Origin of the sequence: Paraburkholderia sp. SEWSISQ10-3 4 (genome assembly GCF_030464785.1) — a bacterium.
GTDB classification, from domain to species: Bacteria; Pseudomonadota; Gammaproteobacteria; order Burkholderiales; family Burkholderiaceae; genus Paraburkholderia; species Paraburkholderia aspalathi.
The window spans coordinates 72,125-98,327 of sequence record NZ_JALPRI010000025.1; the positions used below are offsets into that span (position 1 = coordinate 72,125).

Below are 26,203 nucleotides of genomic sequence, written 5' to 3' on the forward strand. Positions count from 1 at the left end.
GCCATTTATACTGCTGCGCATTGCGTTGATGCATTGCTCTCCATGACCGACCGTTCGTCCCTCTTGCCCGCGCTCACGCTGCGGCAAATCCAGTACTTCGTGACGCTTGCGCATGCACGCAGTTTCACGCAGGCCGCGCAGTCGCTCGCCTTGACGCAGCCTGCGCTGACCGCGGCGATCCGGCAGATCGAGTTCCTGCTCGGCGGCCCGTTGTTCGCGCGCTCCGCGCATCGGCTGACGCTCACGCATGCGGGCGCCAGCGTGTTGCCGCTCGCGGAGCGTCTGCTCAATCAGGCGCGCGGCACCTTCGACGATATGGCGAGCACCTTCGCCGAACGCGTGCAGACGGTGCGCATCGGGCTGATTCCGTCGGCTGCGGCGCGCCTGTTGCCCGCGCTCACCTTGTTGCGCGCAAAGCAGGCGTCGCTGCGTTTTACGCTGAACGATATGCCGAACACCGCCTTGATCGATGCCGTGCGGCAAGGGGCAGTCGATTTCGGCGTGGGTGTGCACGAGCCCGATGCGGCCGCGGCGGACAACGACGGCGAAGCCGCGTTGCGCTACCAGGACCTGTTCGAGGATCAGATCGTGGTGGTGGTGCGGCGCGACGATCCGCTCGCGCAGAAAAAGACCCTTGCGTGGGCGAAGCTGGTGGGCCGCGATCTCGCGGTGTTCGTGCGCGGCAGCGTCAGCGACGCGTTGCAACGCACCGGCGGGGCCGAAGGTCTGCAACTGACGGTCGCCTACCGCGTCGAGTACACCGAGCCCTTGTACGAACTCGTGCGCAACCGTCTGGCGATTGCGGTGCTGCCCAGTCTCTACACCATGCATCTGCACGACACGGAACTGGTCGCGTTGCGCCTCGACAAGCCGCGCGTCACCCGTTCGATCGCACTGATTTCGCTCGCCGGCGACGATCGCGGCCCGCACGTGCGTGCTTGCCGCGAATGGCTCGCCGCGCATATCTGATGCAACGCAGACGGTATGCATGACCGTTGCCGAGCCTTTCACGGGTTCGCGGGCTCGCCGGATCACGGCAGCGTGGCGAGCCGTGCGCGCAAGGCGGCATAAAAACCGTCCGCGTCGACTTCGGTGATCCAGGTCGCGTTCGGCTTGCGGCCGCTATGTCCGCTCCAGTCGACCACGGTTTCACCGAGCGTCCATTCGCCGACTGTCTCGATCATCACGTTGACCTCGCGTCCCTTGAACAGGGACGGCTCGATCAGGTAGCCCGTCGCGCAGGGGTCGTACATGGGCGCTTCTTCAATGCCCCGGCGTCCCTTCTGATAAGTGACTTCCGCGGCCATGATATCGGCAGCCATCGCGCCGCAGCGATTACCGAGCGCGCGAATCGGTGCGATCCGGGCCGGCGTGATCGGCGCTTTCACGGCGACGTCGCGCGGCAGCACGACGATCGGCACACCGCTCGCAAACACGACTTGCGCGGCCTGCGGGTCGACGTAGATGTTGAACTCGGCCGCGGGCGTGATGTTGCCGCGCTCAAAGAAGGCGCCGCCCATCAGCACGATTTCGCGGATGCCGTTGCGGATCTCCGGCGCTTCGGTGAACGCGGTGGCGAGGTTGGTCAGCGGCCCGAGCGCGCACAGCGTCACGCTATGCGGCGGCGCCGCGCGCAAGGTGTCGATCAGAAAAGCAACCGCGTGCTGCGACGCGAGAGGCGCGAGCGGTTCATGCAGCGGCACGCCCTCGAGACCGGTCTTGCCATGCACGTTGGCGGCCGTGATCAGTTCGCGCGTGAGCGGGCGCGGGCAGCCGGCATAGACCGGCAGCGATTGCGTTCGCTCGGCCCAGTCGCGCACGATACGAGCGTTGCGTTCGGTGAGGTTGAGCGGCACGTTGCCCGCGACTGTCGTGATCGCGCGCACGTCGAGCCGGTCGCTCGCGCCGAGCGCGAACAGGATCGCAATCGCGTCATCCTGACCGGGATCGCAATCGATGATCACGCTGCGGCGCGCGCCGCTTTGCAAAGCGGAGGCGTTTGAAGAGGCCGTGCCACTGGCCGCGTCAGCCGCTCCGGGGCCACTTGCAGCGGCGGCCAGCATCGGCCACGCCGAGGCGCCCGCAGCCAGTCCCACGGCCGTGCGCAAAAACGCGCGACGGTTCTGCGTTGGATCGAAGGCGTTCATCATTGTCAGAACACGTGGCGCATGCCGACCGTCGTGATCATCTGACGGATGCCGGTGGATTGCGCATAGGCAAAAATCTGCGCGTGTTGCGCGTCGCCAGCAGCTTGCTGCGCGATCACCGTCAGCGCGACGTCGGTGCGTTTCGACAGGAAATAGTCGGCTTGCAGATTGACCTGATGCCATTTGGGGCTCGTGTTGATCACATCGTATTCGCCGTCAGTGAAGGCATACGCTGCGCCGAGAACGAGCGCGGGCGTCACGTGGTAATTCAGGTTCAGGTTGTAGTTCTGCAAACGCAGATGCGAACCGTCGAGATAATCGTAGCGGACATCGGTGAAAAGCGCTGCAAATTGCGCGGGGCCGACCGTATAGAAGCCGCCGGTGCCGAAGATGCGCTGCTTGCTCGCGTACGCAGCCGGATGCAGCGCGCTCTTCGCGAAGATCAGCAGCGACGACGCGTAGTCGTTCGAAATCGCGCCGTCCGGATTGGTCGCGCTAAACGGGTTGTTGTACTGCGCGTAGACCACGCTCCACTTCAGCGGGCCATTCTCGTAACCGGCACCGAAGCTGTACGCATTGTTGTTGGCGAAACCGGTGGCGTTGCTGAAGCCGTATTCGGCCGTGGCCTTCAATCCACGATAGTCGGGCGTCACGTACTTCACCGCATTCTGCACGCGGATGTCGTTATAGCCGTTGTCGTTGTCGCCGATGTTCACGCCGTTGCTCGCGATGATCACCGGGCCGACGTAGTCGTGCACCGTGTCGTACTGACGGCCGAAGGTCAAGGTACCGTACTTCTTGCTGGCGAGCCCGACGAACGCCTGCCGGCCAAATTCGCGGCCATTTTGCGACGCGGTGCCGGTCATCACGTTAAAGCCGTTTTCCAGCTGGAAGATCGCGGTCGTGCCGCCGCCCAGATCTTCGACGCCCTTCAAACCCCAGCGCGGGTTCTGGTTGGTCCCCGAGAGTGCCTGCCACGCGTTCTTGCCGCCCTGATTCGTCGCATAGCCGACGCCCGCCGAAATCAGGCCATACAGCGTCACGCTGCTTTGCGCATGGGCGGCGCTGGAGAGCGCGCCGGCGATCGCGAGAGGGGCGAACTTGAGTAGTTTCATCGTGGTCCAGTAGCGGGAAAGGAGAGCGCCGAGCGGAGGGCGCATTCGAACTGGGCTCGACTATACGAAGCCGTCGGCTATAAAAATAATGTTGTTTTCTTATAGTTCTATAAATGTAATCTATTCAACGAGCCCCCCGGTGGCCGCCGGAGGGCCGATGCCTGCTGAGCCCAAGCGTCCTTATCGCCTGTAATGGCATCGTTGCCGGGCTTCGGGCGATTCTGTATGGTGGATCATCGATCTACCCCATGAGACTCCGAATGACGTCCGCAACAGACCCGCTTTTGCAACCGCCTTCGCAACCGATTCGCTCCGATGTCCTGATTGTCGGCGCCGGGCCTGTCGGCCTTTTCGCCGCTTTCGAAGCCGGTGTAATCGGCCTCTCGTGCCAGATCGTCGATGGGCTCGACAAGGTGGGCGGGCAGTGCATCGAGCTCTATCCGGACAAGCCGATCTACGACATTCCCGCGATTCCCTCGTGTACCGCGCGCGAACTGGTCGAGCGTTTGATGGCGCAATGCAAACCGTTCGATGTGCCCATCCATCTTGAGCAAAAGGTCGAGTCGGTCGAGCAGCGCGACGACGGGCGCTGGACCGTGCGCACTGACCATGGCCTCGTATTCGACGTAGCCGCAATTCTGCTTGCCGCCGGCAACGGTGCGTTCGTGCCACAAAGACTGGCGCTGGCCGAAGCCGTGCCGCTGGAATCGCGTCACGTGCACTACAGCGTGCAACGTCTCGCCGATTTCGCTGGCAAGACAGTCGTGGTGGCCGGCGGCGGCGATTCCGCGCTCGACTGGGCGCTGGCACTGCGCAAGGTCGCGCGGCGCGTGACGCTAGTGCATCGTCGCAACGGCTTCAGTGCGGCCGATTCAAGCGTCGAGTCGATGCGGCGCGCGGTCGAAGCAGGGGAGATGGACTTCATCGTCGGTGCGATTTCGGGGCTCAACGTCGAAGGCGATACGCTGAAATCGATCGCGCTGCGGCATATCGAAGGCGAAACGCAACTCGACACCGAGCACCTCGTCGTGCTGTACGGCCTGGTTGCCGATCTCGGGCCAATCGCGCAGTGGAATCTGTCGATTCACGGCGGCCGCGTCGACGTGGATACGTCCAACTACGAAAGCTCGCGGCCCGGCATCTTCGCGGTCGGCGACATCGCCAACTATCCGAACAAGCAGAAGCTGATTCTGTCCGGTTTTCACGAAGCGTCGCTGGCGCTGCGCAAGGCGTACACGTACGCCTATCCGGAGAAGAAGCGGGTGCACGTCCATTCCAGTTACGACGCGAAGCTGGCGGAAAAGGTCGGCGCGGCGGGCTGACCGGGGACAATAACCAACCGTTCAGCGGGCGCGGGAGACCGTGCTCCGCGGGCGTCGGCCACGTGCCGTGCATTCGTCTGATCATCCTTGCCATCCCGTCTTGCGTTGAGAAATCTGACTTCTGCGAATTTAAATTTGACAGTATCTGACTTTGCAGATATATTGCTTCCAACCAGGAAGGAGCGACGCATGGAGCACTACACCCCGGAGAGTTTCGGTTTGACAAACAGCGTGGGATTCGCCATCAACAAGGCGCGCAACGTGTTGATTACGGAAATGGACGCCGCGCTCAAGGATCTGGATATCACCAGCCAGCAAATGGGCATCCTGCTGTCGTTGCGTCAGGACATTGCGGCCACGCCGTTCGAGTTGTCCAAACATCTCGGTATCGACACGGGTTTGATGACCCGCATGCTCGACAAGCTCGAGACCAAAGGTCTGCTCGAGCGCTCGCGCAGCATCGAGGACCGGCGCGTCGTCAATCTGAAGTTGACGAAGGCAGGGGAGGTCGTTGCGGCGCGTCTGCCGCAGATTGCGCCGACGGTGCTGAACGCGCGTTTGAGGAAATTCACCAAAACCGAATTTGAGGAATTGCGCCGCCTGCTGAACAAGTTTCTCGAAGACTAGCAAGCACGAGGCAAACAGCGCTGCGAACGATTGCAGCCATTTTTTTACCCTAATATCTGACAGGTCAGCAAATGATATTGCAGCTAAATAGGCAGGCAGCCAGGTCACGCATCGCGAAGGCGGGCGTGACGGCAATCTTCGCGGCCACGCTGTCGGCTTGCGTGAACTATGCCGGCATCTCGAGCGACAAACAGATGGCGCAGCCGCAGACCTACGCGACGCAACAAAGCCTCCCCGCGGATCACGGCCATTGGCCCGCCGCCGATTGGGCCGATCAGTTCGGCGACGCGCAACTGAAGGCCTTGCTTGTGGAAGCGCTGAAGGGCAATCCGTCGATTGAACAGGCCCGGGCACGCGTTGCCGCGGCCGCTGCGTATAGCGACACGGCAAAGGCCAGCACGATGCCGAAAGTCGGCGCCACCTATTCGTTCACGCGCCAGCAGTATTCGGGCACGGCGCTGGTGCCGCCGCCGTATGGCGGTTCATGGCAATCGGAGAACCAGGGCCTGTTATCCGCTTCCTATGATCTCGACTTGTGGGGCAAGAATCGCGAGGCGCTCAAGGCCTCGCTGTCTCAACTGCAGGCGAGCGAGGCGGATGCCGAAGTCGTCAGATTGTCGCTGACGTCCGCAACGGCACGGGCCTATAACCAGTTGGCCCGTCTGTACGCGCTACGCGACATCGCGCAGCAGGAGGTCACGCAACGCGAGCAGATCGACCGCATCACCGCCGGCCGCATTGCAACAGGGCTCGACACCCAGGTCGAGCGCAAGACGGCGCAAGCGAACCTCGCCACGAGTCGCGCGACGTTGGCGTCGCTCGACGGCAGCATCCTCACCACCCGTTATCAACTGGCCGCCTTGCTTGGCGCCGGCCCGGACCGTGGCCTCGCGATTGCGCGCCCAACGCTCGGAATCGGTGACGAAGTAAGTCTGCCGGACAACCTGCCTGCCGACCTGGTGAGCCGTCGTCCGGATCTGGTCGCCGCCAGATGGCGCGTCGACGCGCTCACGCATGACGTGAAGGAAGCCAAGGCTGAGTTCTACCCCGACATCAATCTGAGCGCTGCGATTGGTCTCGACGCGTTTGGCTTCGGCCGCTTCCTGAGCGCAGCGAGCCGCACGGCATCGGCGGGTCCTGCGATCCATCTGCCGATCTTCGACGGCGGTCAGTTGCGCGCGCAACTGAAGGGCCGGTATGCCGACTTCGACTATGCCGTCGCGACGTATAACCAGACGCTCGTCACCGCGCTCTCAGAAGTCGCGACGCAACTCGCGCAAATCCGTTCGACCGATGAGCAACTGGGCGACGCGCAAGCCGCCCAGGAAGCCGCCCGCGGCGCCGATCAATTGGCGCTCACGCAGTACAAGGCCGGTCTTACGAATCAGCTGACGGTACTGAATGCCGACACCACGGCGCTCGCTGCCGACCAGCAGGTCGCGAATCTGACGATGAACCGTCGCGATCAGCAGATTGCGCTGGCCGCTGCACTGGGCGGCGGCTATACCGACAACGCCGATTCGAGCGCACAGGGCAGCGTGGCCGCGTCGGCAACCCCGGCCAGTTCGGCCACTTCGGCAGTACAAACCAACCCCGTCGTCGCCACCCGCTAAGACGCCATCGCGACGCTTTCACTTTCTGTCAGGACCCACAAAATGAGCGATACGATCACCACCAACCGCGAGACGGCGGACGCGGACCAGCCCCAGCAGGTGCGGGCGCCTGCGAAGCGCAAGCTGCTGCTCGCCTTGCTGGCAGCCACCGTCGTGTTGGCCGGCGCGGGTTACGGCGCCTACTACATCACGAACGGCCAGTACCACCAGTCGACCGACGATGCCTACGTCAACGGCAATCTCGTCCAGCTAACGCCGCAAGTGAGCGGCACCGTGGTGGCGGTGAACGCCGACGACACGCAGATCGTCAAGCAGGGCGCACCGGTCGTGACGCTCGATAACGCCGATGCGAAAGTCGCGCTGTCGAACGCCGAAGCGACGCTCGGCCAGACCGTGAGACAGGTCAGCGGTCTCTACGTGAACAACGATTTCTACGCCGCGACCGTCGCGCAACGTCAGTCCGATCTCGCGCGCGCCGAAGACGACCTCAAGCGCCGCCAGGCCGTTGCCGAAACGGGCGCGGTATCCGGTGAGGACATCGCCCATGCGCGCGACGCCGTGAGCTCCGCACAAGCCGCGGCCGACGCCGCTCGTCAGCAGGCCGCAGCTAACCACGCGCTGACCGACCGCACGTCGGTCGAACTGCATCCGAACGTGCAGGCCGCCGCCTCGAAAGTGCGCGACGCGTACCTGAGTTACGCGCGCAACACGTTGCCCGCGCCGGTCACGGGCTATGTGGCGCGCCGCTCGGTGCAGGTCGGTCAACGCGTGGCGCCGGGCACGCCGTTGATGGCGATCGTGCCGCTCGACGGTGTGTGGGTCGATGCGAACTTCAAGGAAGGCCAGTTGAAACACATGCGCATTGGCCAGCCAGTCACGCTGACCGCCGATGTATATGGGTCAAGCGTCAAGTATCACGGCCACGTGGTCGGTTTCTCGGCGGGTACGGGCGCAGCATTCGCCGTGTTGCCCGCGCAGAACGCGACCGGCAACTGGATCAAAGTCGTCCAGCGTCTCCCGGCGCGAATCCAGCTCGACCAGAACGAACTCAACGCGCATCCGCTGCGGATCGGCCTGTCGATGCAAGTGGATGTCGAAACGCGTGACGAGTCGGGCACCCAACTGGGCGCGGCAATCAACACCACGTATCGCACGGACGTGTTCGCCCAGTACGGCGCCGACGCCGACGCCGAAATCGCCAGGATCATCGCGCAGAACATGCCATCGGCACGTGCTGTAGCGGCAAGCGCGACACCAAAGAACGCAGCACGGATAGCAGGTTGAACGGGCGATCTCCCGACGCCCGTTTTTTTAACCAATTAGCTGACAAGTCAGACATTAGCCTTCTTCGATAGGTGACGAAATGAATGGATCGCCCAACGCCGCAGCGCTCCCGCCTCTGACCGGCGGCAAGCTCGTGCTGGCGACGCTTGCCGTGGCATTGGCCACGTTTATGAACGTGCTTGATTCATCGATCGCGAACGTCGCGATTCCGACCATTGCGGGCAATCTTGGTGTGTCGGTGGACGAGGGGACGTGGGTGATTACGCTGTTCGCCGCGGCCAACGCGATTGCGATTCCGTTAACGGGCTGGCTCACGCAGCGCGTCGGGCAAATCAAACTGTTCGTGTGGGCAATTCTGTTGTTCGTCCTCTCGTCATGGTTGTGCGGCATAGCGCCGACGCTGCCGGTACTGCTCGCGGCGCGGATCGTGCAGGGTGCGGTGGCGGGTCCGTTGATTCCGCTGTCGCAAGCGATTCTGCTCGGCTCGTATCCGCGGGAAAAGAGCTCGCACGCTTTGGCGTTGTGGGCCATGACGGCGACGGTCGGCCCCATCGCCGGTCCGGCGCTCGGCGGCTGGATTACCGATAGCTACTCGTGGTCATGGATCTTCTACATCAATATTCCGGTAGGCCTCTTTGCAGCAGGCGTGACCTGGGCGATCTACCGCACGCGCGAAACCCCGACCAAGCGCTTGCCGATCGACAAGATAGGGCTGCTCTCGCTGATCGCATGGGTGGGCTCGCTGCAGATCATGCTCGACAAGGGCAAGGACCTCGACTGGTTCAATTCGCCCGTGATTGTCGCGCTGACCGTATTCGCGGCGATCAGTTTTCTGTTCTTTCTGATCTGGGAGTTGACCGAGAAGAATCCGATCATCGACTTGCGATTGTTTGGAGGGCGTAATTTTCTGGGCGGCACGATTGCGATTTCGGTGGCGTACGCGGTGTTCTTCTCCAACCTTGTTCTGTTGCCGCAGTGGATGCAGGAGTATCTGAGCTACCGGTCGGTGGACGCCGGTCTGGCTACCGCGCCGCTTGGCGTTTTTGCTGTAATTCTTGCTCCGGTAATGGCGAAGATCATGCCGAAGTCGGATGCGCGCGTGTTGGCAACGTTGGCGTTTCTCGGGTTCGCCGGCGTGTTTTTCATGCGCTCGCATTACACGACGGGCGTGGACACGTGGACCCTGGTTTTACCGACTCTGCTGCAAGGTATTCCGACCGCATTGTTCTTTGTGCCGCTGACGGCGATCATTCTTTCCGGCCTCACCCCCGACAAGATTCCGGCCGCCGCGGGATTGTCGAACTTTGCGCGGGTGTTTGCGGGGGCAGCGGGAACGTCGCTTGCTACTACGGGTTGGAATGACCGCACGATCTTGCATCATGCGCAGCTGGCCGAGCAGACAAGTGTGAACAATCCGACGTTCACTTCCGCGCTGGACGCCGCGCAAGCGGCGCTGGGCGGAAGCGCTTCTCAGGCGATGGCGTTCTTCGAACAGTCGATGAACGCACAGGCTGCGATGCTCGGTCTGAACGATATTTTCTGGCTTTCCGCCGTGATTTTCGTGGTGATCATTCCGTTGATCTGGTTGACGAAGCCGGACAAGGCCAGCGCGGCCGCGGCGGCTGGCGCTGGGGGGCATTGAGGGTCGAGTTCCGCGGCGTGGTCGTCGTCTGATTCAGCCCACCAACGTTGGTCAACGACGTTGGACAATGAGTGGGCAATACCCCAAACATGGAGGTGAGCCAGTGTATGCTGCCTGAACATACCAATAGACGCTTTTCACCATGAACAAGACCGACGTCCACCCCGCAGGAGACAACGGCGAGACCGCTGACGAGCCGCCCGTGCTTCGTGCGAACGCGCCGGCTGAGGTCGATTACTGGTCGCTGGTCCAATCGATCGAAGACTACGCAATCTTCCTGCTGGATCCGAAGGGATATATCGTCAGCTGGAATGCCGGCGCGCAAAAACTGAAGGGCTACGCGGCGCACGAAATCATCGGCGAACACTTCTCGCGTTTCTACCCTGCGGAAGCCGTGGCGCGCGGCTGGCCCGCTTACGAGTTGCAGCAGGCCGCGCTGACTGGCCGCTTCGAGGACGAAGGCTGGCGGGTTCGCAAAGACGGTACGACCTTCTGGTGCAACGTGGTCATTACGGCGGTGCGCAACGAGTCGGGTGTGCTGACCGGCTTCGCCAAGATTACCCGCGATCTGACCACCCAGCGCGCGTTTGTGGAGGCGTTGCGACAGAGCGAGGAGCGCTTCCGTCTATTGGTCGACAACGTGAAAGACTACGCGATTTTCATGCTCGATCCGGACGGCTATGTGGTGAGCTGGAACGCAGGCGCCGCGCGCATCAAAGGCTATACGCGCGACGAAATCATCGGCCAGCATTTCTCGAACTTCTACACGCGCGAAGAAGCCGCGGCTGGCAAACCCGCGCGCGAACTGGCGATCGCGAGGCAGCTCGGTCAGGTCGAAGACGAGGGCTGGCGCGTGCGCAAGGACGGCACGACCTTCTGGGCCAACGTCAACATCACGGCGGTGTATGACGAATCGAACCGGCTGCGTGGTTTCGCCAAAGTCACACGCGATCTGACCGAGCGCCGTGAGCGCGAAGAACTGGCGCGCTCCAGCGAGCGCATGCGCAAGTTTCTCGCGACCCTCGCGCACGAGTTGCGCAATCCGCTTGCGCCGGTGCGTAACGCGATCGGCGTGATGCAACTCGAAGCGGGCGTGAGTCCAACGCTGGCACGCTCGCGCGATCTGATCGACCGCCAGGTCACGCACCTCACGCGTCTCGTCGACGATCTGCTCGACGTCGGCCGCATCATGTCGGACAAGGTCGAGTTGCGCCTCGCGCGCGTCGATCTGGCCGAAGTGGTCGCGCGTGCGATCGAAGCGGCACGACCGTTTACTGACTCACGGGAGCAGAGTGTGGGGACGCATATGCCGGTCGAGCCGCTGATCGTGCACGGTGATACAACGCGGCTCGTACAGGTGCTGCAAAACCTGCTGCATAACGCGTCGAAGTTTTCGCCGCCGGGCAGCCGCATCGAGATCTTCGGACGGGTCGATCATCAGATGGCTGTGCTGGAGGTGCGCGATCATGGCCGCGGCATTCCGGCACGTTCGCTCGATGCGATCTTCGAGCTGTTCGCGCAGGAAAAGGAAGGGCAAAGCCTCGGCGAAGGTGGCCTCGGCATCGGCCTCACACTGTGCAAATCGCTGGTCGAATTGCATGGTGGAAGCATCATCGCGAGCAGCGAGGGCGCGGGGTGCGGCAGCTCGTTCACGCTCAGTTTGCCGTTTGCCGCAGCGCTGCCCGCAGAGCAGGCCGATCAGGCCGACATGGCAGGAAACGCGGTGTCACCGTTGCGTATTCTGCTGGTGGACGACAATCGCGACTCCGCCGACAGCCTCGCCATGCTGCTCGAACTCAAAGGCCACGAAGTCCGCATTGCCTACGACGGCCCGCAGGCGCTCGCTGTTGCGCCGCGCCTCGTGCCTCACCTTGCCTTGATCGACCTTGCGATGCCAAAAATGGATGGTTACGCGACGCTCGAGGCATTGCGCGCAATGCCCACGCTGTCCGACACGGTCTTCGCCGCCATGACCGGCTTCGGTCACGCAAGCGATCGCGAACGGACCCAATCAGCTGGATTTCACGCCCACCTCGTCAAGCCGGTGGAACTCGCGCTATTCGAGGCGGTGCTGGAGCAGGCGGAAACGCGGCGCCGGCCGCGCGGTCCCGGCTAGCCGTCAATGCGCGCTTCCTCATACGAGTGCGCGGTGCGCTGTCCTTAGCGCGCTATAAGCCCTGAAATATTGCGGCGTGTCCCAGGTGTCAGACGCCTGCGGCACGCCGCTTGCTGTCGGTCTGCACGCGCTGCGGCTAGCAAAAGTCCGTGCGCACAGATCGAACAGATTCAGGGAGACGCGATGCTCGATACGCGTGATCGTACGGCCGGCATGAGTGCGCGGCAGCCGGAAAAAATCAGCAGAACCCGCACTCGTGATCCTCATGCGGTACTCGCCGGGGAGGACGCTGCGCGTTCTGCCGAGCCGCTCGACCATTTTCTGCATGACAGGCAATTCGATGCGAGCGACCCTGCCGCACTGGGCGATGTTTTGCGCGCATTGATCCGGCGAGGCTACGACCGTTTGCCCTTCGCACCGTTGCCAGGACACGGGCAGACTCTCATGCGCTGGCGTACCCTGGCTGCGGTTGCGACGTGCGATCTCGGTCTGGTCAAACTGTTCGAAGGGCATACCGATGCGCTGGCGATTCTCGCCGAGTTGCACGGACCCGCGCCGCTTCTGGGCAGCCGCTGGGGGGTGTGGGCCGCGGAGCCGCCTGACGCGCGCGTGAAGGCCAGCAATCGCGAGGCTCGTACAGACGACGCCGGGCAACTGTATCTGAGTGGCACAAAAGCCTGGTGTTCGGGCGCGGGTGTAGTCAGTCACGCGCTCGTCACCGTTTGGCTCGACGATGAACCCGTGCTGGCGGCCGTCGCGATGGATCACGAGTCGATTTCGATCGACACATCGAAGTGGCAGGCGATCGGCATGCAGGCAACCGCTAGCGCTGACGTCACCTTCGATCAGACACCGGCCACACGCGTGGGCGCGGCCCATGCATACGTGCGCCGGCCGGGCTTCTGGCACGGCGGCGCCGGCATTGCCGCGTGCTGGTACGGCGCCGCCACGCAGATCGGCCGGACGTTGCGCGAAGCGTCCACGCAGCGTGTCGACGCACATCGGCTCGCCCACCTCGGCGCGGTCGATGTCGCGTTGGCCGGCGCCGCAGCGGTGCTGCGCGAAACTGCCGCCCATATCGACGCGAACCCACAAGCCGACTCGCAGCGTGAGGTCATGCGCGCACGCCTCGTCGTTGAAGAAGCGGCGACAGCTGTGATGTGTCACGCCACGCGCACGCTCGGCGCGGGTCCGTTGTGCCGCGATGCGCGCTTCGCCCGCGCGCTGGCGGACCTGCCGGTGTTCCTGAGGCAGAGCCACGCCGAACGCGATCTTGCCGCGCTCGGCGAGTTGACCGCCAAGACAAAGTTCGACGCCAACGCTGCAGACGGAGGTGCGCCGTGGACGCTCTGACGCGATGCATGGAGGGCCGCTGACATGACCTCTACGGCGTACTTCGACGAACTCTACAAAGGCAGCGACGACCCGTGGAAGTTGCGCCAGGGCTGGTACGAGCGCCGCAAGCGTTCGCTCACGCTAGCGCTGTTGCCGCGTCCGCGTTATCGCAACGCGTTCGAGCCGGGCTGTGCGAACGGGGAACTGACGGCCGAACTCGCGACCCGCTGTGATGGGCTGCTCGCCGCCGATCTGCACGAAACAGCGGTGCGTCTTGCACGCGAACGTGTTGCCGGTATGCGGCAGGTTCGCGTCGAACAGTGCACGGTTCCGCACGAATGGCCGACCGCAACGGCGCCGTTCGACCTGATCGTCATCAGCGAATTTGCCTATTACCTTGATGCCGCCGACCTTGAAATGCTGGCCGCGCGCATCGCTGCATCGCTCACGCCGGACGGCACGCTGCTCGCTTGCCACTGGCGCCGTCCGTTTACCGAGGCGCTGGAGAATGCCGATACCGCGCACGCGTTGTTCGATGCGCGTTGTGGTCTATCACGTCTCGCGCATCACGACGAAGCCGATCTGTTGATCGACGTCTGGTCGCGCGACGCACGTTCGGTTGCACAGTGCGAGGGGCTTCTATGATCGGCGTAATCGTTCCGGCGCATAACGAAGAGGCGTTGCTGGCGCCTTGTCTTGCCGCGTTGATCGAAGCAGCGCGACACGCGGATCTGGTTGACGAGGTCGTGCGGCTTGTCGTCGTGCTCGACGCTTGCAGCGATTTTTCGGAGGCGATCGTGCGTGCTTATGGCGTCGAGACGTTGACGCTAAAGGCGCGCAATGTCGGTATCGCGCGTGCGGCGGGCGCCGACTACCTGCTGGCGGACGGCGCTCGCTGGCTAGCCTTCACCGACGCCGACAGCCGCGTGTCACCAGGCTGGCTGGTCGCGCAGTTGTCGCTCGGCACGGACGCGGTGTGCGGCTCGATTGCCGTCGACGACTGGACCGCTCATCCGCACAGCGTGCGCGAATATTTTCGCAAGACCTATGTGGACGCGGACGGTCATCGCCACGTGCATGGCGCCAATCTCGGCGTCTCAGCCGAGGCGTATCGACGAGCCGGTGGCTTTCCACCGCTCACGTGCCGTGAAGACGTCGCGCTTGTCGACCGGTTGATCGAGACGGGGGCCAGCATCGCATGGAGCGCCGCACCGCGCGTGATCACGAGCGCGCGTACGGTGACGCGCGCACGCGATGGCTTCGGCGACACGCTCCTCGCGTGGGCGACGGGATAGACGCGGGGGATAAACGCGGGCGTTAGCCTCGACCGCCTCGCGAGATCTCTTCACCCGCGCGATGCGGCATGCGCAGCGTGACCGGAATCGACGCGAATGAGCACAGGCCTACCACCAGAAACGCGGGCCAGAAATCCGACCACATGATGCCCGGATGTCCGTGCAGCACGCGTGAAATCTGCAGCACGATACCGCCCACCGTCACGCCCAGGCCGAGCGACATCTGCTGCACGACGCTGCCGAGACTCGTCGCGCGGCCCACGTCGCGGCTGGCGATTTCCGCGTAAGTCAGCGAGTTGAGACTCGTGAATTGCAGCGCGGGGAAGAAACCGCCGAGCAACACCACGAACCAGATGATCCAGGTCGGCGTGCCGGGGAAAAACAGTCCGCACGCCGCGATCGCAATGCCTGACAGCGCCGCGTTGACCACCAGCACCGAACGGAAGCCGAAGCGATGCAGCACGCGCGAGGCGAACGTACGCATGAACATGCCGCCGAACGCGGACGCACAGGTAATCAGGCCGGACTCGAACGCGCTCATGCCGTGTCCTTCCTGCAGCATCAGCGGCAGCAGAAAGGGCAACGCACCGAGGCCGATGCGAAACAGTGAGCCGCCGAGCACGCTCGCCTGAAAAGTCGGCACCTTGAAGAAGCGCAGATCGAGCAAGGGCATTTTGACGCGCTGGGCGTACGCGACGTAGACCACCAGCAGCGCCGCGCCGCTCGCACACATGCCGAACGCGTCCCGATTCGACATGAGTTCGCCGCCGACCAGCGACAGTCCGAGCAGAAGCAGCACAGCGCCGGCCGCCGACAGAAAAAAACCGATCCAGTCGAGCGGTCCCGGATCCGGTTCGCGCGTGTTGGCGATATACCGGTTGGTCAGATAGATACCGAGAATGCCGATCGGCACATTGATGAAGAAGATCAGGCGCCAGTGCAGATAGGTGGTGATGAAGCCGCCGAGCAGCGGTCCGGCCGCCGGTCCGAGCAGCGCCGGGACGCTCAGATAGTTCATCGCGCGGATGAAGTCGGACTTGTGCACCACCCGAAAGATGATGATCCGCCCGACCGGCACCATCATCGCGCCGCCGACGCCTTGCACGAAACGGGCGAGGGTGAAGGTGGGCAGGGAGTTCGACGCGGCGCACAGGAGCGATCCGGTCACGAAGATGCCGATCGCGGTGCGGAAAATCGTGCGCGCACCAAAACGGTCCGCGAGCCAGCCGCACACCGGGATAAACACACCGAGACCGAGCACATAGCTCGTTACCGCGATTTTCAGTGTGACCGGATCGCGCCCGAAGTCGCGCGCCATGACCGGTAAGGCGGTGACGATCACATTCGCATCGACGCTTTCCATGAACATCGCGCATGCGACGATAAGGGGCGCAATCAGGGCTTTCTGAACGACGGTCATGGAGGGGCGGGCGATCTGCGGCGGAAGGCCGCAGGCAAAGGCGACATTATTGCACCTGTACGGTGCGGATGGTTAATAGTGGAGCGCCTGATGCCGACCCTTTTCGAGATTGCGAGGATCGCGGATGTGACCGTCGCACAACATGCCGGCGAGATTATTGATATTTGTTGCGGTGCGGCACGAGAGGACTATAATCGGGTTATTGCCTAGGTATAAACCCTATACAGGAGTCCACCATGAACACCGCTTCCAACGCCGCTGTCCGCACTGCACCCGCCGCTAACACGTTTCTGGGCAAGCTCCGCGCACTGGCTCTGCACGCGCTGAACCTGCATTTGCAAAACTGCGCTGTGATCGCCGAAGCGCATCGCCGTCCGCAGTAAGCATCGCGACGCGCCAGTGGCAGCACGGGCGCTTGCATAGCCGGACTGCCGCCAAGTCACCGACCGTGGCAAGCAACCGGCGGTTTCGACCGTGACCGTATCGTTAGCGGCTCGGGATCTCGAACACCAGACAGGTCGTCGTGGCATGTGCGTAGAGCGTGCCGTCGGGGCCGACGAGGCGAGCTTCCGCCGTGGCCAGTTGCCGTCCGCAATGAATCACCTTGCCTTCGGCGCGCACGCGTTGCACGCGCGGCGTGACGGCTTTCACGTAATTCACGCTCAGCTCGGCGGTGGTGTAGCCGCGGCCCGGCGCCATCATCGTATGCACCGAGCAGCCTAGCGCCGAATCGAGCAGGGTGGCGATCCAGCCGCCGTGCACGGTGCCCAGTGGATTCAGATGCTGCTCGAGCGGGGTGCCCTGAAAGACCGCTTGCCCGGCACTGACTTCGACGATCGTAAAGTCGAGCGTGCGTGCAATCGCGGCGTAGGGCAGTTCCGCGTTCATCATCGCCTGCATGACTTCCAGACCGGTCTTGCCCGCCACCTGTTCGGGGCTTGCGACGCCGGGGCCCGGGCCGGCGTTAAGCGTCGCCAATACTTCCTGCTCGCGTGCGAGCCAGCGTTCCAGCTGTTGTTCGTTCGTCAATCCGTGTCTCCTGTCCTGAGGGAAGCGTGCTTCGGAATCGATGCATCGTCATCGATTAGAGCACCAAACCGCTTCAGGACGCTGGAGGGCTACCTCTGGATTGCCGGTACGCGCCGAGCCCGTGCGTTACTTCCTGATACGCGACGCAACCACGCGCTGCATTCTGGTCGCTCGCGCGGACAACGCGCTCATCAGAAGCGCCATCGACACCAATCCGACCAGATACACACCGGCCATCACCCAATCCTGATCTGCCATCATCGTTCTCCTTCAGTTGCCACCATTTCCGCCGCGAAAACCAACATTGCGCCGTGCTATTGATCTCGATTACGGCACGCGACGCGAAAATCTTGATGGAGCGAATCAGCCTTTAAAACGGTGCGCGATCGAGCGATATCGACGCCACGTCGAATCTTTGTCTCGCGATCTTCCATAAGCGTTTAAAATCCATCCCCTTGTCGAGCACAGCGGTCCTCATCAGCACGCCAAGCCAATCGGCAATATCGACCGTTTTATCGGCCATATCGCTCTGCCATACGCTCCGTCATGCGGTGAAGTGCGTTTCGCCTCAATGACCGGCCCAGGTTAAAACCCGACGAATTCACTGGCATTGGCTGACACTGTCAACCTTTTCAACACTTTGCCGTTATCCATTTGTAATCGCCAAAGTAAGGCGACGCCGTGACAGACGACCCGTCGCCACGACAGCTCTCGAAGGTCCGCATTGACCATGTTCCACCGATATAACTACAAATTCGACCAGCCAGGCGCGATGTTCGACCGTATATCGAAGACGCTTGGCAAGCGGAGCATCCTCTCGCCCTTGCTCGCGCTCGTTATTTGCGGGCTGCTGCTGCTCGTCTTGCAACATCTTTCACAAGCGGTCGACTATCGTTCGATCATGCGCCAGCTGCGTCACCTGACGGCAGGTGAGTGGGCCGCGGCGCTCGGCGCGACCACGCTCAGCTATATCGCGCTGGTCGGGCGGGACGCGGTCGGTTTGCGCTACCTCGGTGTGGCGGTGCCGCGCGCGGCATTGTGGATTGGCGCAACCGCGGGCTCCGCGCTCGGCAATGCGACCGGCTTCGGGGCGCTGACGGGCGGCGCCGTGCGCGTGCGCGTCTACGGTGTGTCAAACGTCACGCCGGCACAGATCGGCCGCATGACCGTGTTCACGAGCGTCTCGCTGGCGCTCGCACTGGTGTTGATGACGGCGCTCGGCATTGTGTGCCTCGCCGACTTGTTGGCGACGATGCTGCATCTGCCGCCGCTCACGCTGCGCTGGGGTGGCGCGGCGCTGCTCGTCGTGCTCGGACTCGGGGCCGCGGCCTGCCGCCGCGACACGCGCCCGATCCGCACGCGCTGGCAGTGGCTGTCATTCGATATCCCGGCGCGCCGCGATCTGCTCGCGCAAGTGGCCCTCGCCGTGCTCGATGTGGTGGCCGCGGGCCTCGCGCTGTGGGCGCTGCTGCCGCACGCGGACGTCAGCTTCGTGACCTTCATCACCGTCTATGCCGCCGCGATGCTGCTCGGCATGATCGGTCACACGCCTGGCGGCGTCGGCGTGTTCGAAGCCGCGATGGTGTTCACGCTGAACGGCAGCGTGCAAACGCATCAGATGGTCGCCGCGCTGCTCGCGTATCGCGCGATTTACTTCGGCGTGCCGCTGATCGTTTCGGCCGCGCTGCTCGCCGGCTTCGAAGGCCGCGCGCTGAAAAGCCGCCTGCCGCTGCGGCACGCGGCAGGCGCCTACAAACTCGCGCCGCTGTTCCTGAGCCTGGTGACTTTCGTCGTGGGCGGCATGCTGGTGATTTCCAGCGCGACCCCCGCGTTCTGGCAGCGCATCCGGATTCTGCGCGACGTGCTGCCGCTGTGGGTGCTCGAAAGCTCGCAGATGCTGTGCAGCGTGCTCGGCGTGCTGCTGTTGTTCGTCGCGCGCGGTTTGCTGCGGCGTCTGGATGCCGCGTGGTGGATGACCTTGCTGCTGGCGGTGCTGAGCCTCGCGCTCTCGCTCACCAAAGGTCTCGCGTTCGTGGAAGCGAGCGTGCTTGGCATGCTGATCGCGCTGCTGCTGTCCACGCGCCGCCGTTTCAACCGTCATTCGTCGCTGTTTGCCGAGCGCTTTACGGCGGGCTGGCTGGTGTCGGTGGCGATGGTGCTCGCGCTTGCCGTGTGGGTGATGCTGTTTGCGTTCCGCGACGTGCCGTACACGCGCGACCTGTGGTGGCAATTCGCTTTCGACGAACGTGCACCGCGTGCGTTGCGCGCGACCCTGGCCGCCAGCCTGTTCGCCGCCACTTTTTCCTTCTGGCAGTTGCTGCGCCCCGCGGCAGGCCGTTTCGTCATGCCCGCTCCGCAGGATCTGCAGGACGCGGCGCGCATCGTGCGCGCCCAGGAGCGCAGCGACGCCGGTCTCGCGCTGATGGGAGACAAGAGCTTCCTCTTTTCCGAATCGCGCGAAGCCTTCCTGATGTACGCAAAAAATGGCCGCACGTGGGCCGCGCTTCACGATCCGGTTGGACCGCGCGAGGAGTGGGCCGGCCTGATCAGCAAGTTCGTCGCGCTTGCGCATGCGCACGGCGGCCGCGCCGCGTTTTATCAGGTGCGCGCCAATGCCTTGCCGCTTTACCTCGATGCCGGCCTCACGCTGATGAAGCTCGGCGAAGAAGCCCACGTGGTGCTCGACGATTTCGACCTGAAGGGCTCGCATCGCGCGCATCTGCGCTATGCGCTCAAGCGTGGCGAACGTGACGGCTTTACCGTCGAAGTGATCGATCAGGCCGATGTGCCGGCGTCGCTCGAGACGTTGCGCGAGATTTCCGACGGCTGGCTCGATAGCCGTGACGCGCGCGAAAAGAGCTTCTCGGTGGCGGCGTTTACCGACGAATACCTCGCGGCGCAATCCGTGATGCTGGTGCGCCAGAACGGCGAGCCGGCCGCGTTCGTGACTTTCATGACGACCGATATGAACACCGAAGCGACGGTCGGCGTGATGCGGCACGTGGAAAGCGCGTCGCCGTATGCGATGGAATATCTGTTCACCCAGCTGGCGCTGCATCTGAAGCAGGCGGGGTTCCGCTCGCTCAGTCTCGGCATTGCGCCGCTCTCCGGCATGCAGCCGACACCGCTCGCGTCGCGCTGGCATCGGCTGGCGGGCATCGTGTGGCGCTTCGGCGGCCGCTTCTATAACTTCCGCGGTCTGCGCGCTTTCAAGAGCAAGTTCCAGCCGCATTGGGAGCCGCGCTATCTCGCGGCGTCAGGTTCGGTGGGCGTGTTCTTCACGCTCGCGGACCTGTCATTGCTGGCAGGAGGCCGGCGTTCATGACATTGCATCCGTTTTTCAGGCTCGCCGTGGCGGCGGGCCTAGTTGTTGGCAGCGCGGCCGCTTTGGCCGCAACCACCACCGTGTCCGGCGGCCGTTATGGCGACGTGACGGTGACGCAGCCGGCCGGTCCCTTGCGCGGTTTCGTGGTGCTTTACTCCGCGGCGAGCGGCTGGAGTGCCGCCGACCAGCAAACCGCCGATGCGCTGGCCAAGGCCGGGGCGTTGACCGTCGGCGTGGATACGGCGCGCTACGCGGCCAATCTGAGCGCGAAAAAGGAAGCCTGCCATCAACTGGTGGGCGACGCTGAAGCCTTGAGCCATCAACTCGAACGGCAATCGCAATCGAGCCGCTATTTCGCGCCGATCGTCGCGGGTACGGGGCAGGGCGCGACGCTGGCGATGCATGTGCTCGAACAGGCGCCGTCGAATACGGTTGCCGGCGCGGTCTCGGTCGATGCGGAGCGCACGCTGGATTCGCGCTTCCAACCGTGCCCGCCGGACCCGACGATCATCCGCGACAAGGTGCCGGGCTTCGTCGAAAAGGCGACCCCTGGCAACGGCGATCGCACGCGGCTTGTTGCCATGGTCGCGCCGCATTTGCAGACAGCGTCGACGAACGATGACGACGTCTCCGATCTGCCGCTGATTGAATTGCCCGCTGCGCATCCGAACGGCCTCATGGCGATCGTGATTTCCGGCGACGGCGGCTGGCGCGATCTCGACAAGACCATCTCGCTCGCCTTGCAGAAAGACGGTGTGTCGGTGATCGGCATCGACAGCCTGCGTTACTTCTGGAGCGAAAAGACCCCGGCGCAGACGAGCCGCGATCTGGCGCGCGTGATGCAGACCTATGGCACGCGCTGGCATGCGGAGCATATTGCGCTCGTCGGCTATTCGTTCGGCGCCGACGTGATGCCGTTCGCCTATAACCGCCTGCCTGAAGCGCTGCGCGCGAAAGTGTCGCTGATTGCGTTGCTCGGTTTCGCGCCCGACGCCGATTTCCAGATTCGCGTGGGCGGCTGGCTCGGTATGCCGGCGAGCGACAAAGCCTTGAAGGTGCAGCCGGAATTTGCACGCGTACCGCCCACGATCGTGCAGTGCTTCTACGGTGAAGACGAGAAGGACACCTTGTGTCCGGCGTTGGCCAACACCGGCGTCGAGGTGATTCGCACCTCGGGCGATCATCACTTCGGCCGCGACTACAACGCGCTGGAGCGTCGCATTCTGGACGCTTTCCGCAAGCAAAGCGGCGTGCGTAATTAAGGATGCTGCGCAGCGCGGCTGCCCTCGCGCGGCCTCTAGACCACGCTGCCCGATGTAACGAACAGGGATTGACAAAGCCCGTCAAGTCAACGAAGATCGAACGCATGAACTGCCTCGACATCCGTATTGCGCTGATTATTAGCACCATTCATCGAATGGTGGGTTAGCGCGCGTCTGATACGCAGTGACAAAAACCCGCCCCACGAGGCGGGTTTTTTTATGTCCGCTTTCTGCCTGCCTCCTGGTGATCTCTTTGATGACTTGTCCTTGCCGCACAGGAGCATGCCTTGCCGTTACACGAACTCAAACAGGTCGCGGAAGCCGCTGATAGCGTTGCCTTGCGCCACGACTACCTGAAGAAAACCCTGACCGCGCGCGTCTACGACGTGGCCCGCGAGACCGAACTCGAACGCGCGCCGAATCTGTCGGCACGGCTGCGTAATCCGGTTTATCTGAAGCGTGAGGACAACCAGCCGGTGTTCTCATTCAAGGTGCGCGGCGCGTACAACAAGATGGCGCATATTCCGGCGGATGCGCTGGAGCGGGGTGTCATTACCGCGTCGGCGGGCAATCATGCGCAGGGCGTCGCGTTGTCGGCGGCCCGCATGGGGGTGAAGGCGATCATCGTGGTGCCCGTCACAACCCCGCAGGTGAAAGTCGATGCGGTACGCGCACATGGCGGGGCGACCGTCGAAGTCGTGCAGTTCGGCGAGTCGTACAGCGACGCCTATGGACATGCAGTGAAACTGCAGGAAGAACGCGGCCTGACGTTCGTCCACCCGTTCGACGATCCGTACGTGATCGCCGGCCAGGGCACGGTCGCGATGGAGATTCTCAGCCAGCATCAGGGCCCGATCCATGCGATCTTCGTGCCGATCGGCGGTGGAGGACTCGCCGCGGGCGTGGCCGCGTACGTGAAATCGGTGCGCCCGGAGATCAAGGTGATCGGCGTGCAGACCGACGACTCGTGCGCGATGGCCGCTTCCTTGAAAGCCGGCGAACGGGTGACGCTGAATGAAGTGGGCCTGTTCTCGGACGGCACCGCGGTGAAACTCGTGGGTGAAGAAACCTTCCGCCTGTGCCGCGAATATCTCGACGACGTGCTGCTCGTGAACACCGATGCGCTATGCGCCGCGATCAAGGACGTGTTCCAGGACACCCGCAGCGTGCTGGAGCCGGCCGGCGCGCTGGCCGTGGCCGGGGCCAAGCAGTACGCCGAGCGTGAAGGCATCGAGGACCAGACGCTGATTGCGATCACGTCCGGCGCGAACATGAACTTCGACCGCATGCGTTTCGTGGCCGAGCGCGCTGAGGTGGGTGAAGCACGTGAAGCGGTGTTCGCCGTGACGATCCCGGAAGAGCGCGGCAGTTTCCGCCGCTTCTGCGAACTGGTGGGCACGCGCAGCGTCACCGAGTTCAACTACCGGATTGCGGACGCGAATTCGGCCCATATCTTTGTCGGCGTGCAGATCCGCAATCGCAGCGAATCGGCGCAGATCGCGGGTGCATTTGAAGCGCATGGTTTTGCCACCGTCGATCTGACTTTCGATGAACTGTCGAAGCAGCACATCCGCTATATGGTCGGCGGCCGCTCGCCGCTGGCGCATGACGAACGTCTGTTCCGTTTCGAGTTTCCGGAGCGTCCGGGCGCGTTGATGAAGTTTCTGTCGTCGATGGCGCCGAACTGGAATATCAGCCTGTTCCACTATCGCAACCAGGGTGCGGACTACAGTTCGATTCTGGTCGGCATTCAGGTGCCGGAGAGCGAGAACAGCGAGTTCGAACACTTTCTCACGACGCTTGGTTACCCGTACTGGGAAGAGACGCAGAATCCGGTGTACCGCTTGTTCCTCGCATAGAAATGCGAATTGCAGCGTGGCAGGAGACGGCGCCTGGCAAAAGACAACAGGCGCCGTTGCTTCGCTTGTTAGCGAGCGTGCTTACCCTGCCAGACTTTGCCGAAATGCACGGACATATACACGCTTAAGACCAGCGTGCCTGCAAATACAGCGAGGCTGTTTGCATTCACACCGATCGTGACAGGCTGCCGCGTTAGCAGATAGAAGCCGGCCAGCAGATTGAAATATCCCCACAGCACATTGACCAACGGCGACGAATCGCCGACACCCCGTGGTTTCGCGAAAGGTGTCGGAAACGGCTCGCCGCGCAGACCGCTCGCGAGGTGCGGGACGCAATTGCACAGAAACGCGCCGGAGAAAAACAGGGCGAGATAGCTCATGGAATGGTTTGTCTGGTTAGCGAAACACGTGATCGGGCGACAAGGGCTATGCCGCAGTTATGCGAGGATATCCTCTCAAAAGATAGTAGAGGATACCCTCGCATATGTCAAACCACACCAGACCGGACTACGGATGGTGAACAACGGCGCACGCGGGGTGCTGCGTCAGTAATCTTGGCCGTCGCTAGCCGCGGGGTTAACATGCACGCTGAAATTCACCTCACAATGCGAAGCGACGCTCGCAAAAAACAGCAGTTAAAACTCTCCGATATGGCAACGACACTTTCCAGCGGCGCGCAGGAGCCGAAACGACAACGGGGGCATCTGCGGGTCGCGGCAATCATGGAAGCGGGCGTCGCGGTGTTCACCGAGAAGGGCTATGACGCGGCCACCATGACTGAGATCGCCGCGCGCTCGAACACCGCGATTGGCTCGCTGTACCGGTTTTTCCCGTCCAAAGAATCGTTGGCGGATGCATTGCTTTCGCGCTATGTGGAGGACACGACGAGCAGCTTTACCGCGCTCGCCGATCAGGCGTCGGCAATGACGCCGGGCCAGCTCGCCGATGCGTTCGTCGATTTCATGCTGTCGCTGCAATCGCAGCGCAGTCTGGCTGTCGCACTTGTCGATTCGCGCGGTGGCAGCGACGAGCGGCGCGCGCGTTTTCGCGAAACGACGCGCGGCAGCATCGCCACGATTTTGCGTAACGCGATTCCGCATCTGACGAAGGCGCAGTCCGAGACAAAGGCGGTGGTGCTGCTGCATGTGCTCAAGGCAGTCGCCGGGGCCAACGACGAGAAGCCCGCAGTGCGGCGGAGGTTGCTTGCCGAGATCCGGAAATTGACCAGGGTTTACCTCGAGGCTGCGCAAAGCGACGCGGACGATCGGTTATCGGCCGAGTAAGCGCAACAGCCGTCTGGGCAACGGGATGGCGCATTTGCGCGTCTCCCGCCTGCTCAAACCGGCACCTCGGTTATCTCAAAACTAGATACTGCATATCCTCCATATCGCGTTGCGCGATACAGCGCATGATCGTCAAACTGCGTGCATATCAAACGCCGCATTCAGGAGACAACTCATGCGCACCCAAGTTGGCATCATCGGTGCCGGGCCTGCAGGCCTGCTTCTTTCCCATCTTCTTCACTTGCGCGGCATCGACTCAGTCGTGCTCGAATCGCGCACTCGCGAACAGATCGAATCGACCATCCGTGCCGGCGTCCTCGAACAGGGCACGATGGACCTGCTCACCGAGGCAGGTGTCGGCGCGCGCATGAAGGCCGAAGGGGCACTGCACCACGGCTTTGAACTTGCTTTCGAAGGCAAGCGGCGCCGTATTGATCTGACCGGGCTCACCGGCCGTTCGATCACGGTCTACGCGCAGCACGAAGTCATCAAGGATCTGGTCGCCGCGCGTCTGGCTGCAGACGGGGCTTTGCGTTTCGGCGTGACGGAAACGTCGCTGCACGGCATCGATACCGATCAGCCGTCGATCCGCTACCGCCACGAAGGCGAAGCGTGCGAACTGCAATGCGACTTTGTGATCGGCTGCGACGGCTCGCAAGGTGTGTCGCGTGCATCGATTCCGCAGGCCTTGCGCAAAGATTTCGAACGCGTCTATCCGTTCGGCTGGTTCGGCATTCTGTGCGAAGGGCCGCCGTCGTCGGAAGAATTGATCTACGCGCGGCACGATCGCGGTTTTGCGTTGGTCAGCACGCGTTCGGCGAATGTGCAGCGCATGTATTTCCAATGCGATCCCAAGGATTCCGTCGACAACTGGTCCGACGATCGCATCTGGGCCGAACTGCACGCGCGCGTCGATTCGCACGACGGCCAGCACATCGTGGACGGCAAGATCTTCCAGAAGAATATTGTCGGCATGCGCAGTTTCGTGTCGGCGACGATGCAGCATGGCCGGCTCTTTCTCGCTGGCGACGCCGCGCATATCGTGCCGCCCACCGGCGCGAAGGGTATGAATCTCGCCGTTGCCGATGTGCGTGTGCTGACCCAGGCGCTGAACGCGTTCTACGTCGAAAATCGCACCGATCTGCTCGACAATTACAGTGCAACCGCGCTCAAGCGCATCTGGCGCGCGGAGCATTTCTCGTACTGGATGACGAGCATGATGCACCGCATTGAAGGTGCATCGCCGTTCGAACAGCAGTTGCAGGTGGCCGAACTCGAATACGTGACCACGTCGCGTGCGGCGGCTACCGCGATGGCGGAGAACTACGTGGGCATCGCCGTCGTATAAGAAGGATGGAGATCTGCGCGCGCAGCTTTGTATTGCCAGCGTTTATAGAATGCGCGCTGCAAATCTTTGCTCAGACGAACCCCCGCTGAACCCCGCGCACGCCGGCAAACCCTTGATGGGCAGGCTCCCGCCATTGTCGTGTCAAAAGCAACACTGAATTCAGGAATGGAGGATTTATCCG

At 62.9% G+C, this 26,203-nt stretch carries 23 protein-coding genes; 16 read left to right on the top strand and 7 right to left on the bottom strand.

The genetic code is table 11. The annotated features are described in order from the left end of the window. Positions 1-42: 42 nt before the first annotated feature. Positions 43-969, top strand: a complete 927-nt coding sequence (locus M0D68_RS31385) for a LysR family transcriptional regulator (RefSeq protein ID WP_054039623.1) — start codon at positions 43-45, stop codon at positions 967-969. Positions 970-1,031: 62 nt separating this feature from the next. Here M0D68_RS31385 and M0D68_RS31390 read toward each other — a convergent pair whose 3' ends face one another. Both M0D68_RS31390 and M0D68_RS31395 read right to left on the bottom strand, forming a co-directional pair. Then, on the bottom strand, positions 1,032-2,150 hold the full coding sequence (locus M0D68_RS31390) for a nucleoside hydrolase (RefSeq protein ID WP_266226310.1): 1,119 nt from the start codon (positions 2,148-2,150) through the stop codon (positions 1,032-1,034). A 2-nt stretch (positions 2,151-2,152) separates the two neighbouring features. Further along, on the bottom strand, positions 2,153-3,262 hold the full coding sequence (locus M0D68_RS31395; protein WP_266226311.1) for a porin: 1,110 nt from the start codon (positions 3,260-3,262) through the stop codon (positions 2,153-2,155). 260 nt (positions 3,263-3,522) lie between these two features. Here M0D68_RS31395 and M0D68_RS31400 point away from each other — a divergent pair, with 260 nt between their 5' ends. The 9 genes from M0D68_RS31400 to M0D68_RS31440 all read left to right on the top strand — a co-directional run bounded on the left by M0D68_RS31400 (position 3,523) and on the right by M0D68_RS31440 (position 14,496). Further along, a complete protein-coding gene (locus M0D68_RS31400; protein WP_093644917.1) occupies positions 3,523-4,584 on the top strand; it encodes an NAD(P)/FAD-dependent oxidoreductase in 1,062 nt (353 codons plus the stop codon). 189 nt (positions 4,585-4,773) lie between these two features. Next, positions 4,774-5,211 carry a MarR family winged helix-turn-helix transcriptional regulator gene (locus tag M0D68_RS31405; protein ID WP_211701332.1) on the top strand — a complete coding sequence of 146 codons (438 nt, stop codon included), beginning with the start codon at positions 4,774-4,776 and terminating at the stop codon, positions 5,209-5,211. 71 nt (positions 5,212-5,282) lie between these two features. Continuing rightward, positions 5,283-6,824 carry an efflux transporter outer membrane subunit gene (locus tag M0D68_RS31410; protein WP_266226314.1) on the top strand — a complete coding sequence of 514 codons (1,542 nt, stop codon included), beginning with the start codon at positions 5,283-5,285 and terminating at the stop codon, positions 6,822-6,824. 42 nt (positions 6,825-6,866) lie between these two features. Next, positions 6,867-8,108 carry an HlyD family efflux transporter periplasmic adaptor subunit gene (locus M0D68_RS31415; RefSeq protein WP_266226315.1) on the top strand — a complete coding sequence of 414 codons (1,242 nt, stop codon included), beginning with the start codon at positions 6,867-6,869 and terminating at the stop codon, positions 8,106-8,108. Between the two features lie 79 nt (positions 8,109-8,187). Then, positions 8,188-9,750, top strand: a complete 1,563-nt coding sequence (locus M0D68_RS31420) for a DHA2 family efflux MFS transporter permease subunit (RefSeq protein ID WP_093644909.1) — start codon at positions 8,188-8,190, stop codon at positions 9,748-9,750. A gap of 142 nt (positions 9,751-9,892) precedes the next feature. After that, positions 9,893-11,866, top strand: a complete 1,974-nt coding sequence (locus M0D68_RS31425; RefSeq protein ID WP_266226316.1) for a PAS domain-containing sensor histidine kinase — start codon at positions 9,893-9,895, stop codon at positions 11,864-11,866. Between the two features lie 183 nt (positions 11,867-12,049). Next, positions 12,050-13,219 (top strand): acyl-CoA dehydrogenase, encoded by a 1,170-nt coding sequence (locus M0D68_RS31430; RefSeq protein ID WP_266226317.1) that lies wholly within the window; start codon positions 12,050-12,052, stop codon positions 13,217-13,219. 24 nt (positions 13,220-13,243) lie between these two features. Further along, on the top strand, positions 13,244-13,846 hold the full coding sequence (locus M0D68_RS31435; RefSeq protein ID WP_266226318.1) for a class I SAM-dependent methyltransferase: 603 nt from the start codon (positions 13,244-13,246) through the stop codon (positions 13,844-13,846). Beyond that, positions 13,843-14,496 (top strand): glycosyltransferase family 2 protein, encoded by a 654-nt coding sequence (locus M0D68_RS31440; protein WP_266226319.1) that lies wholly within the window; start codon positions 13,843-13,845, stop codon positions 14,494-14,496. Before M0D68_RS31435 ends, M0D68_RS31440 begins: the two co-directional genes overlap by 4 nt. Before the next feature lie 22 nt (positions 14,497-14,518). Here the strand turns inward: M0D68_RS31440 and M0D68_RS31445 are convergent, their stop codons facing one another. Beyond that, complete coding sequence (locus M0D68_RS31445) at positions 14,519-15,916, bottom strand: MFS transporter (RefSeq protein ID WP_093644899.1); 1,398 nt, start codon at positions 15,914-15,916, stop codon at positions 14,519-14,521. 236 nt (positions 15,917-16,152) lie between these two features. Here M0D68_RS31445 and M0D68_RS31450 point away from each other — a divergent pair, with 236 nt between their 5' ends. Beyond that, complete coding sequence (locus M0D68_RS31450) at positions 16,153-16,299, top strand: hypothetical protein (RefSeq protein ID WP_167378516.1); 147 nt, start codon at positions 16,153-16,155, stop codon at positions 16,297-16,299. Between the two features lie 103 nt (positions 16,300-16,402). Here the strand turns inward: M0D68_RS31450 and M0D68_RS31455 are convergent, their stop codons facing one another. The 3 genes from M0D68_RS31455 to M0D68_RS31465 form a co-directional block, all read right to left on the bottom strand. Further along, positions 16,403-16,945 carry a PaaI family thioesterase gene (locus M0D68_RS31455; protein WP_200652108.1) on the bottom strand — a complete coding sequence of 181 codons (543 nt, stop codon included), beginning with the start codon at positions 16,943-16,945 and terminating at the stop codon, positions 16,403-16,405. A 126-nt stretch (positions 16,946-17,071) separates the two neighbouring features. Continuing rightward, positions 17,072-17,206: a hypothetical protein gene (locus M0D68_RS31460; protein ID WP_266226320.1), complete on the bottom strand. Its 135-nt coding sequence runs from the start codon at positions 17,204-17,206 to the stop codon at positions 17,072-17,074. 109 nt (positions 17,207-17,315) lie between these two features. Next, the gene (locus tag M0D68_RS31465; RefSeq protein ID WP_211707459.1) at positions 17,316-17,468 is read right to left on the bottom strand and encodes a hypothetical protein; all 153 of its coding nucleotides are present in this window, start codon (positions 17,466-17,468) and stop codon (positions 17,316-17,318) included. A gap of 249 nt (positions 17,469-17,717) precedes the next feature. Between M0D68_RS31465 and mprF the strand changes: the two genes are divergently transcribed. From mprF to ilvA, 3 genes are all read left to right on the top strand, one after another. Continuing rightward, entirely contained in the window at positions 17,718-20,270 is a 2,553-nt protein-coding gene (gene mprF / locus M0D68_RS31470; RefSeq protein ID WP_266226338.1) for a bifunctional lysylphosphatidylglycerol flippase/synthetase MprF, read from the top strand. Further along, positions 20,267-21,532 carry a virulence factor family protein gene (locus M0D68_RS31475; protein ID WP_266226321.1) on the top strand — a complete coding sequence of 422 codons (1,266 nt, stop codon included), beginning with the start codon at positions 20,267-20,269 and terminating at the stop codon, positions 21,530-21,532. Before mprF ends, M0D68_RS31475 begins: the two co-directional genes overlap by 4 nt. Positions 21,533-21,819: 287 nt before the next feature. Further along, a complete protein-coding gene (gene ilvA / locus M0D68_RS31480) occupies positions 21,820-23,391 on the top strand; it encodes a threonine ammonia-lyase, biosynthetic (RefSeq protein WP_211701340.1) in 1,572 nt (523 codons plus the stop codon). Positions 23,392-23,459: 68 nt separating this feature from the next. Here ilvA and M0D68_RS31485 read toward each other — a convergent pair whose 3' ends face one another. Continuing rightward, complete coding sequence (locus M0D68_RS31485) at positions 23,460-23,771, bottom strand: hypothetical protein (RefSeq protein WP_266226322.1); 312 nt, start codon at positions 23,769-23,771, stop codon at positions 23,460-23,462. 48 nt (positions 23,772-23,819) lie between these two features. On the opposite strand from M0D68_RS31485, the gene M0D68_RS31490 reads away from it, so the two are divergent. Continuing rightward, positions 23,820-24,674 (top strand): TetR/AcrR family transcriptional regulator, encoded by an 855-nt coding sequence (locus tag M0D68_RS31490; RefSeq protein ID WP_266226323.1) that lies wholly within the window; start codon positions 23,820-23,822, stop codon positions 24,672-24,674. A 175-nt stretch (positions 24,675-24,849) separates the two neighbouring features. Next, complete coding sequence (locus M0D68_RS31495) at positions 24,850-26,022, top strand: 4-hydroxybenzoate 3-monooxygenase (RefSeq protein WP_211707455.1); 1,173 nt, start codon at positions 24,850-24,852, stop codon at positions 26,020-26,022. Positions 26,023-26,203 lie beyond the last annotated feature (181 nt).

Bases quoted from the DNA above. Each gene is read 5' to 3' on its own strand.
- M0D68_RS31385 (WP_054039623.1), top strand. From the start codon at position 43: ATGACCGACCGTTCGTCCCTCTTGCCCGCGCTCACGCTGCGGCAAATC.
- M0D68_RS31390 (WP_266226310.1), bottom strand. From the start codon at position 2,150: ATGATGAACGCCTTCGATCCAACGCAGAACCGTCGCGCGTTTTTGCGC.
- M0D68_RS31395 (WP_266226311.1), bottom strand. From the start codon at position 3,262: ATGAAACTACTCAAGTTCGCCCCTCTCGCGATCGCCGGCGCGCTCTCC.
- M0D68_RS31400 (WP_093644917.1), top strand. From the start codon at position 3,523: ATGACGTCCGCAACAGACCCGCTTTTGCAACCGCCTTCGCAACCGATT.
- M0D68_RS31405 (WP_211701332.1), top strand. From the start codon at position 4,774: ATGGAGCACTACACCCCGGAGAGTTTCGGTTTGACAAACAGCGTGGGA.
- M0D68_RS31410 (WP_266226314.1), top strand. From the start codon at position 5,283: ATGATATTGCAGCTAAATAGGCAGGCAGCCAGGTCACGCATCGCGAAG.
- M0D68_RS31415 (WP_266226315.1), top strand. From the start codon at position 6,867: ATGAGCGATACGATCACCACCAACCGCGAGACGGCGGACGCGGACCAG.
- M0D68_RS31420 (WP_093644909.1), top strand. From the start codon at position 8,188: ATGAATGGATCGCCCAACGCCGCAGCGCTCCCGCCTCTGACCGGCGGC.
- M0D68_RS31425 (WP_266226316.1), top strand. From the start codon at position 9,893: ATGAACAAGACCGACGTCCACCCCGCAGGAGACAACGGCGAGACCGCT.
- M0D68_RS31430 (WP_266226317.1), top strand. From the start codon at position 12,050: ATGCTCGATACGCGTGATCGTACGGCCGGCATGAGTGCGCGGCAGCCG.
- M0D68_RS31435 (WP_266226318.1), top strand. From the start codon at position 13,244: ATGACCTCTACGGCGTACTTCGACGAACTCTACAAAGGCAGCGACGAC.
- M0D68_RS31440 (WP_266226319.1), top strand. From the start codon at position 13,843: ATGATCGGCGTAATCGTTCCGGCGCATAACGAAGAGGCGTTGCTGGCG.
- M0D68_RS31445 (WP_093644899.1), bottom strand. From the start codon at position 15,916: ATGACCGTCGTTCAGAAAGCCCTGATTGCGCCCCTTATCGTCGCATGC.
- M0D68_RS31450 (WP_167378516.1), top strand. From the start codon at position 16,153: ATGAACACCGCTTCCAACGCCGCTGTCCGCACTGCACCCGCCGCTAAC.
- M0D68_RS31460 (WP_266226320.1), bottom strand. From the start codon at position 17,206: ATGATGGCAGATCAGGATTGGGTGATGGCCGGTGTGTATCTGGTCGGA.
- M0D68_RS31465 (WP_211707459.1), bottom strand. From the start codon at position 17,468: ATGGCCGATAAAACGGTCGATATTGCCGATTGGCTTGGCGTGCTGATG.
- mprF (WP_266226338.1), top strand. From the start codon at position 17,718: ATGTTCGACCGTATATCGAAGACGCTTGGCAAGCGGAGCATCCTCTCG.
- M0D68_RS31475 (WP_266226321.1), top strand. From the start codon at position 20,267: ATGACATTGCATCCGTTTTTCAGGCTCGCCGTGGCGGCGGGCCTAGTT.
- M0D68_RS31485 (WP_266226322.1), bottom strand. From the start codon at position 23,771: ATGAGCTATCTCGCCCTGTTTTTCTCCGGCGCGTTTCTGTGCAATTGC.
- M0D68_RS31490 (WP_266226323.1), top strand. From the start codon at position 23,820: ATGCCGCAGTTATGCGAGGATATCCTCTCAAAAGATAGTAGAGGATAC.
- M0D68_RS31495 (WP_211707455.1), top strand. From the start codon at position 24,850: ATGCGCACCCAAGTTGGCATCATCGGTGCCGGGCCTGCAGGCCTGCTT.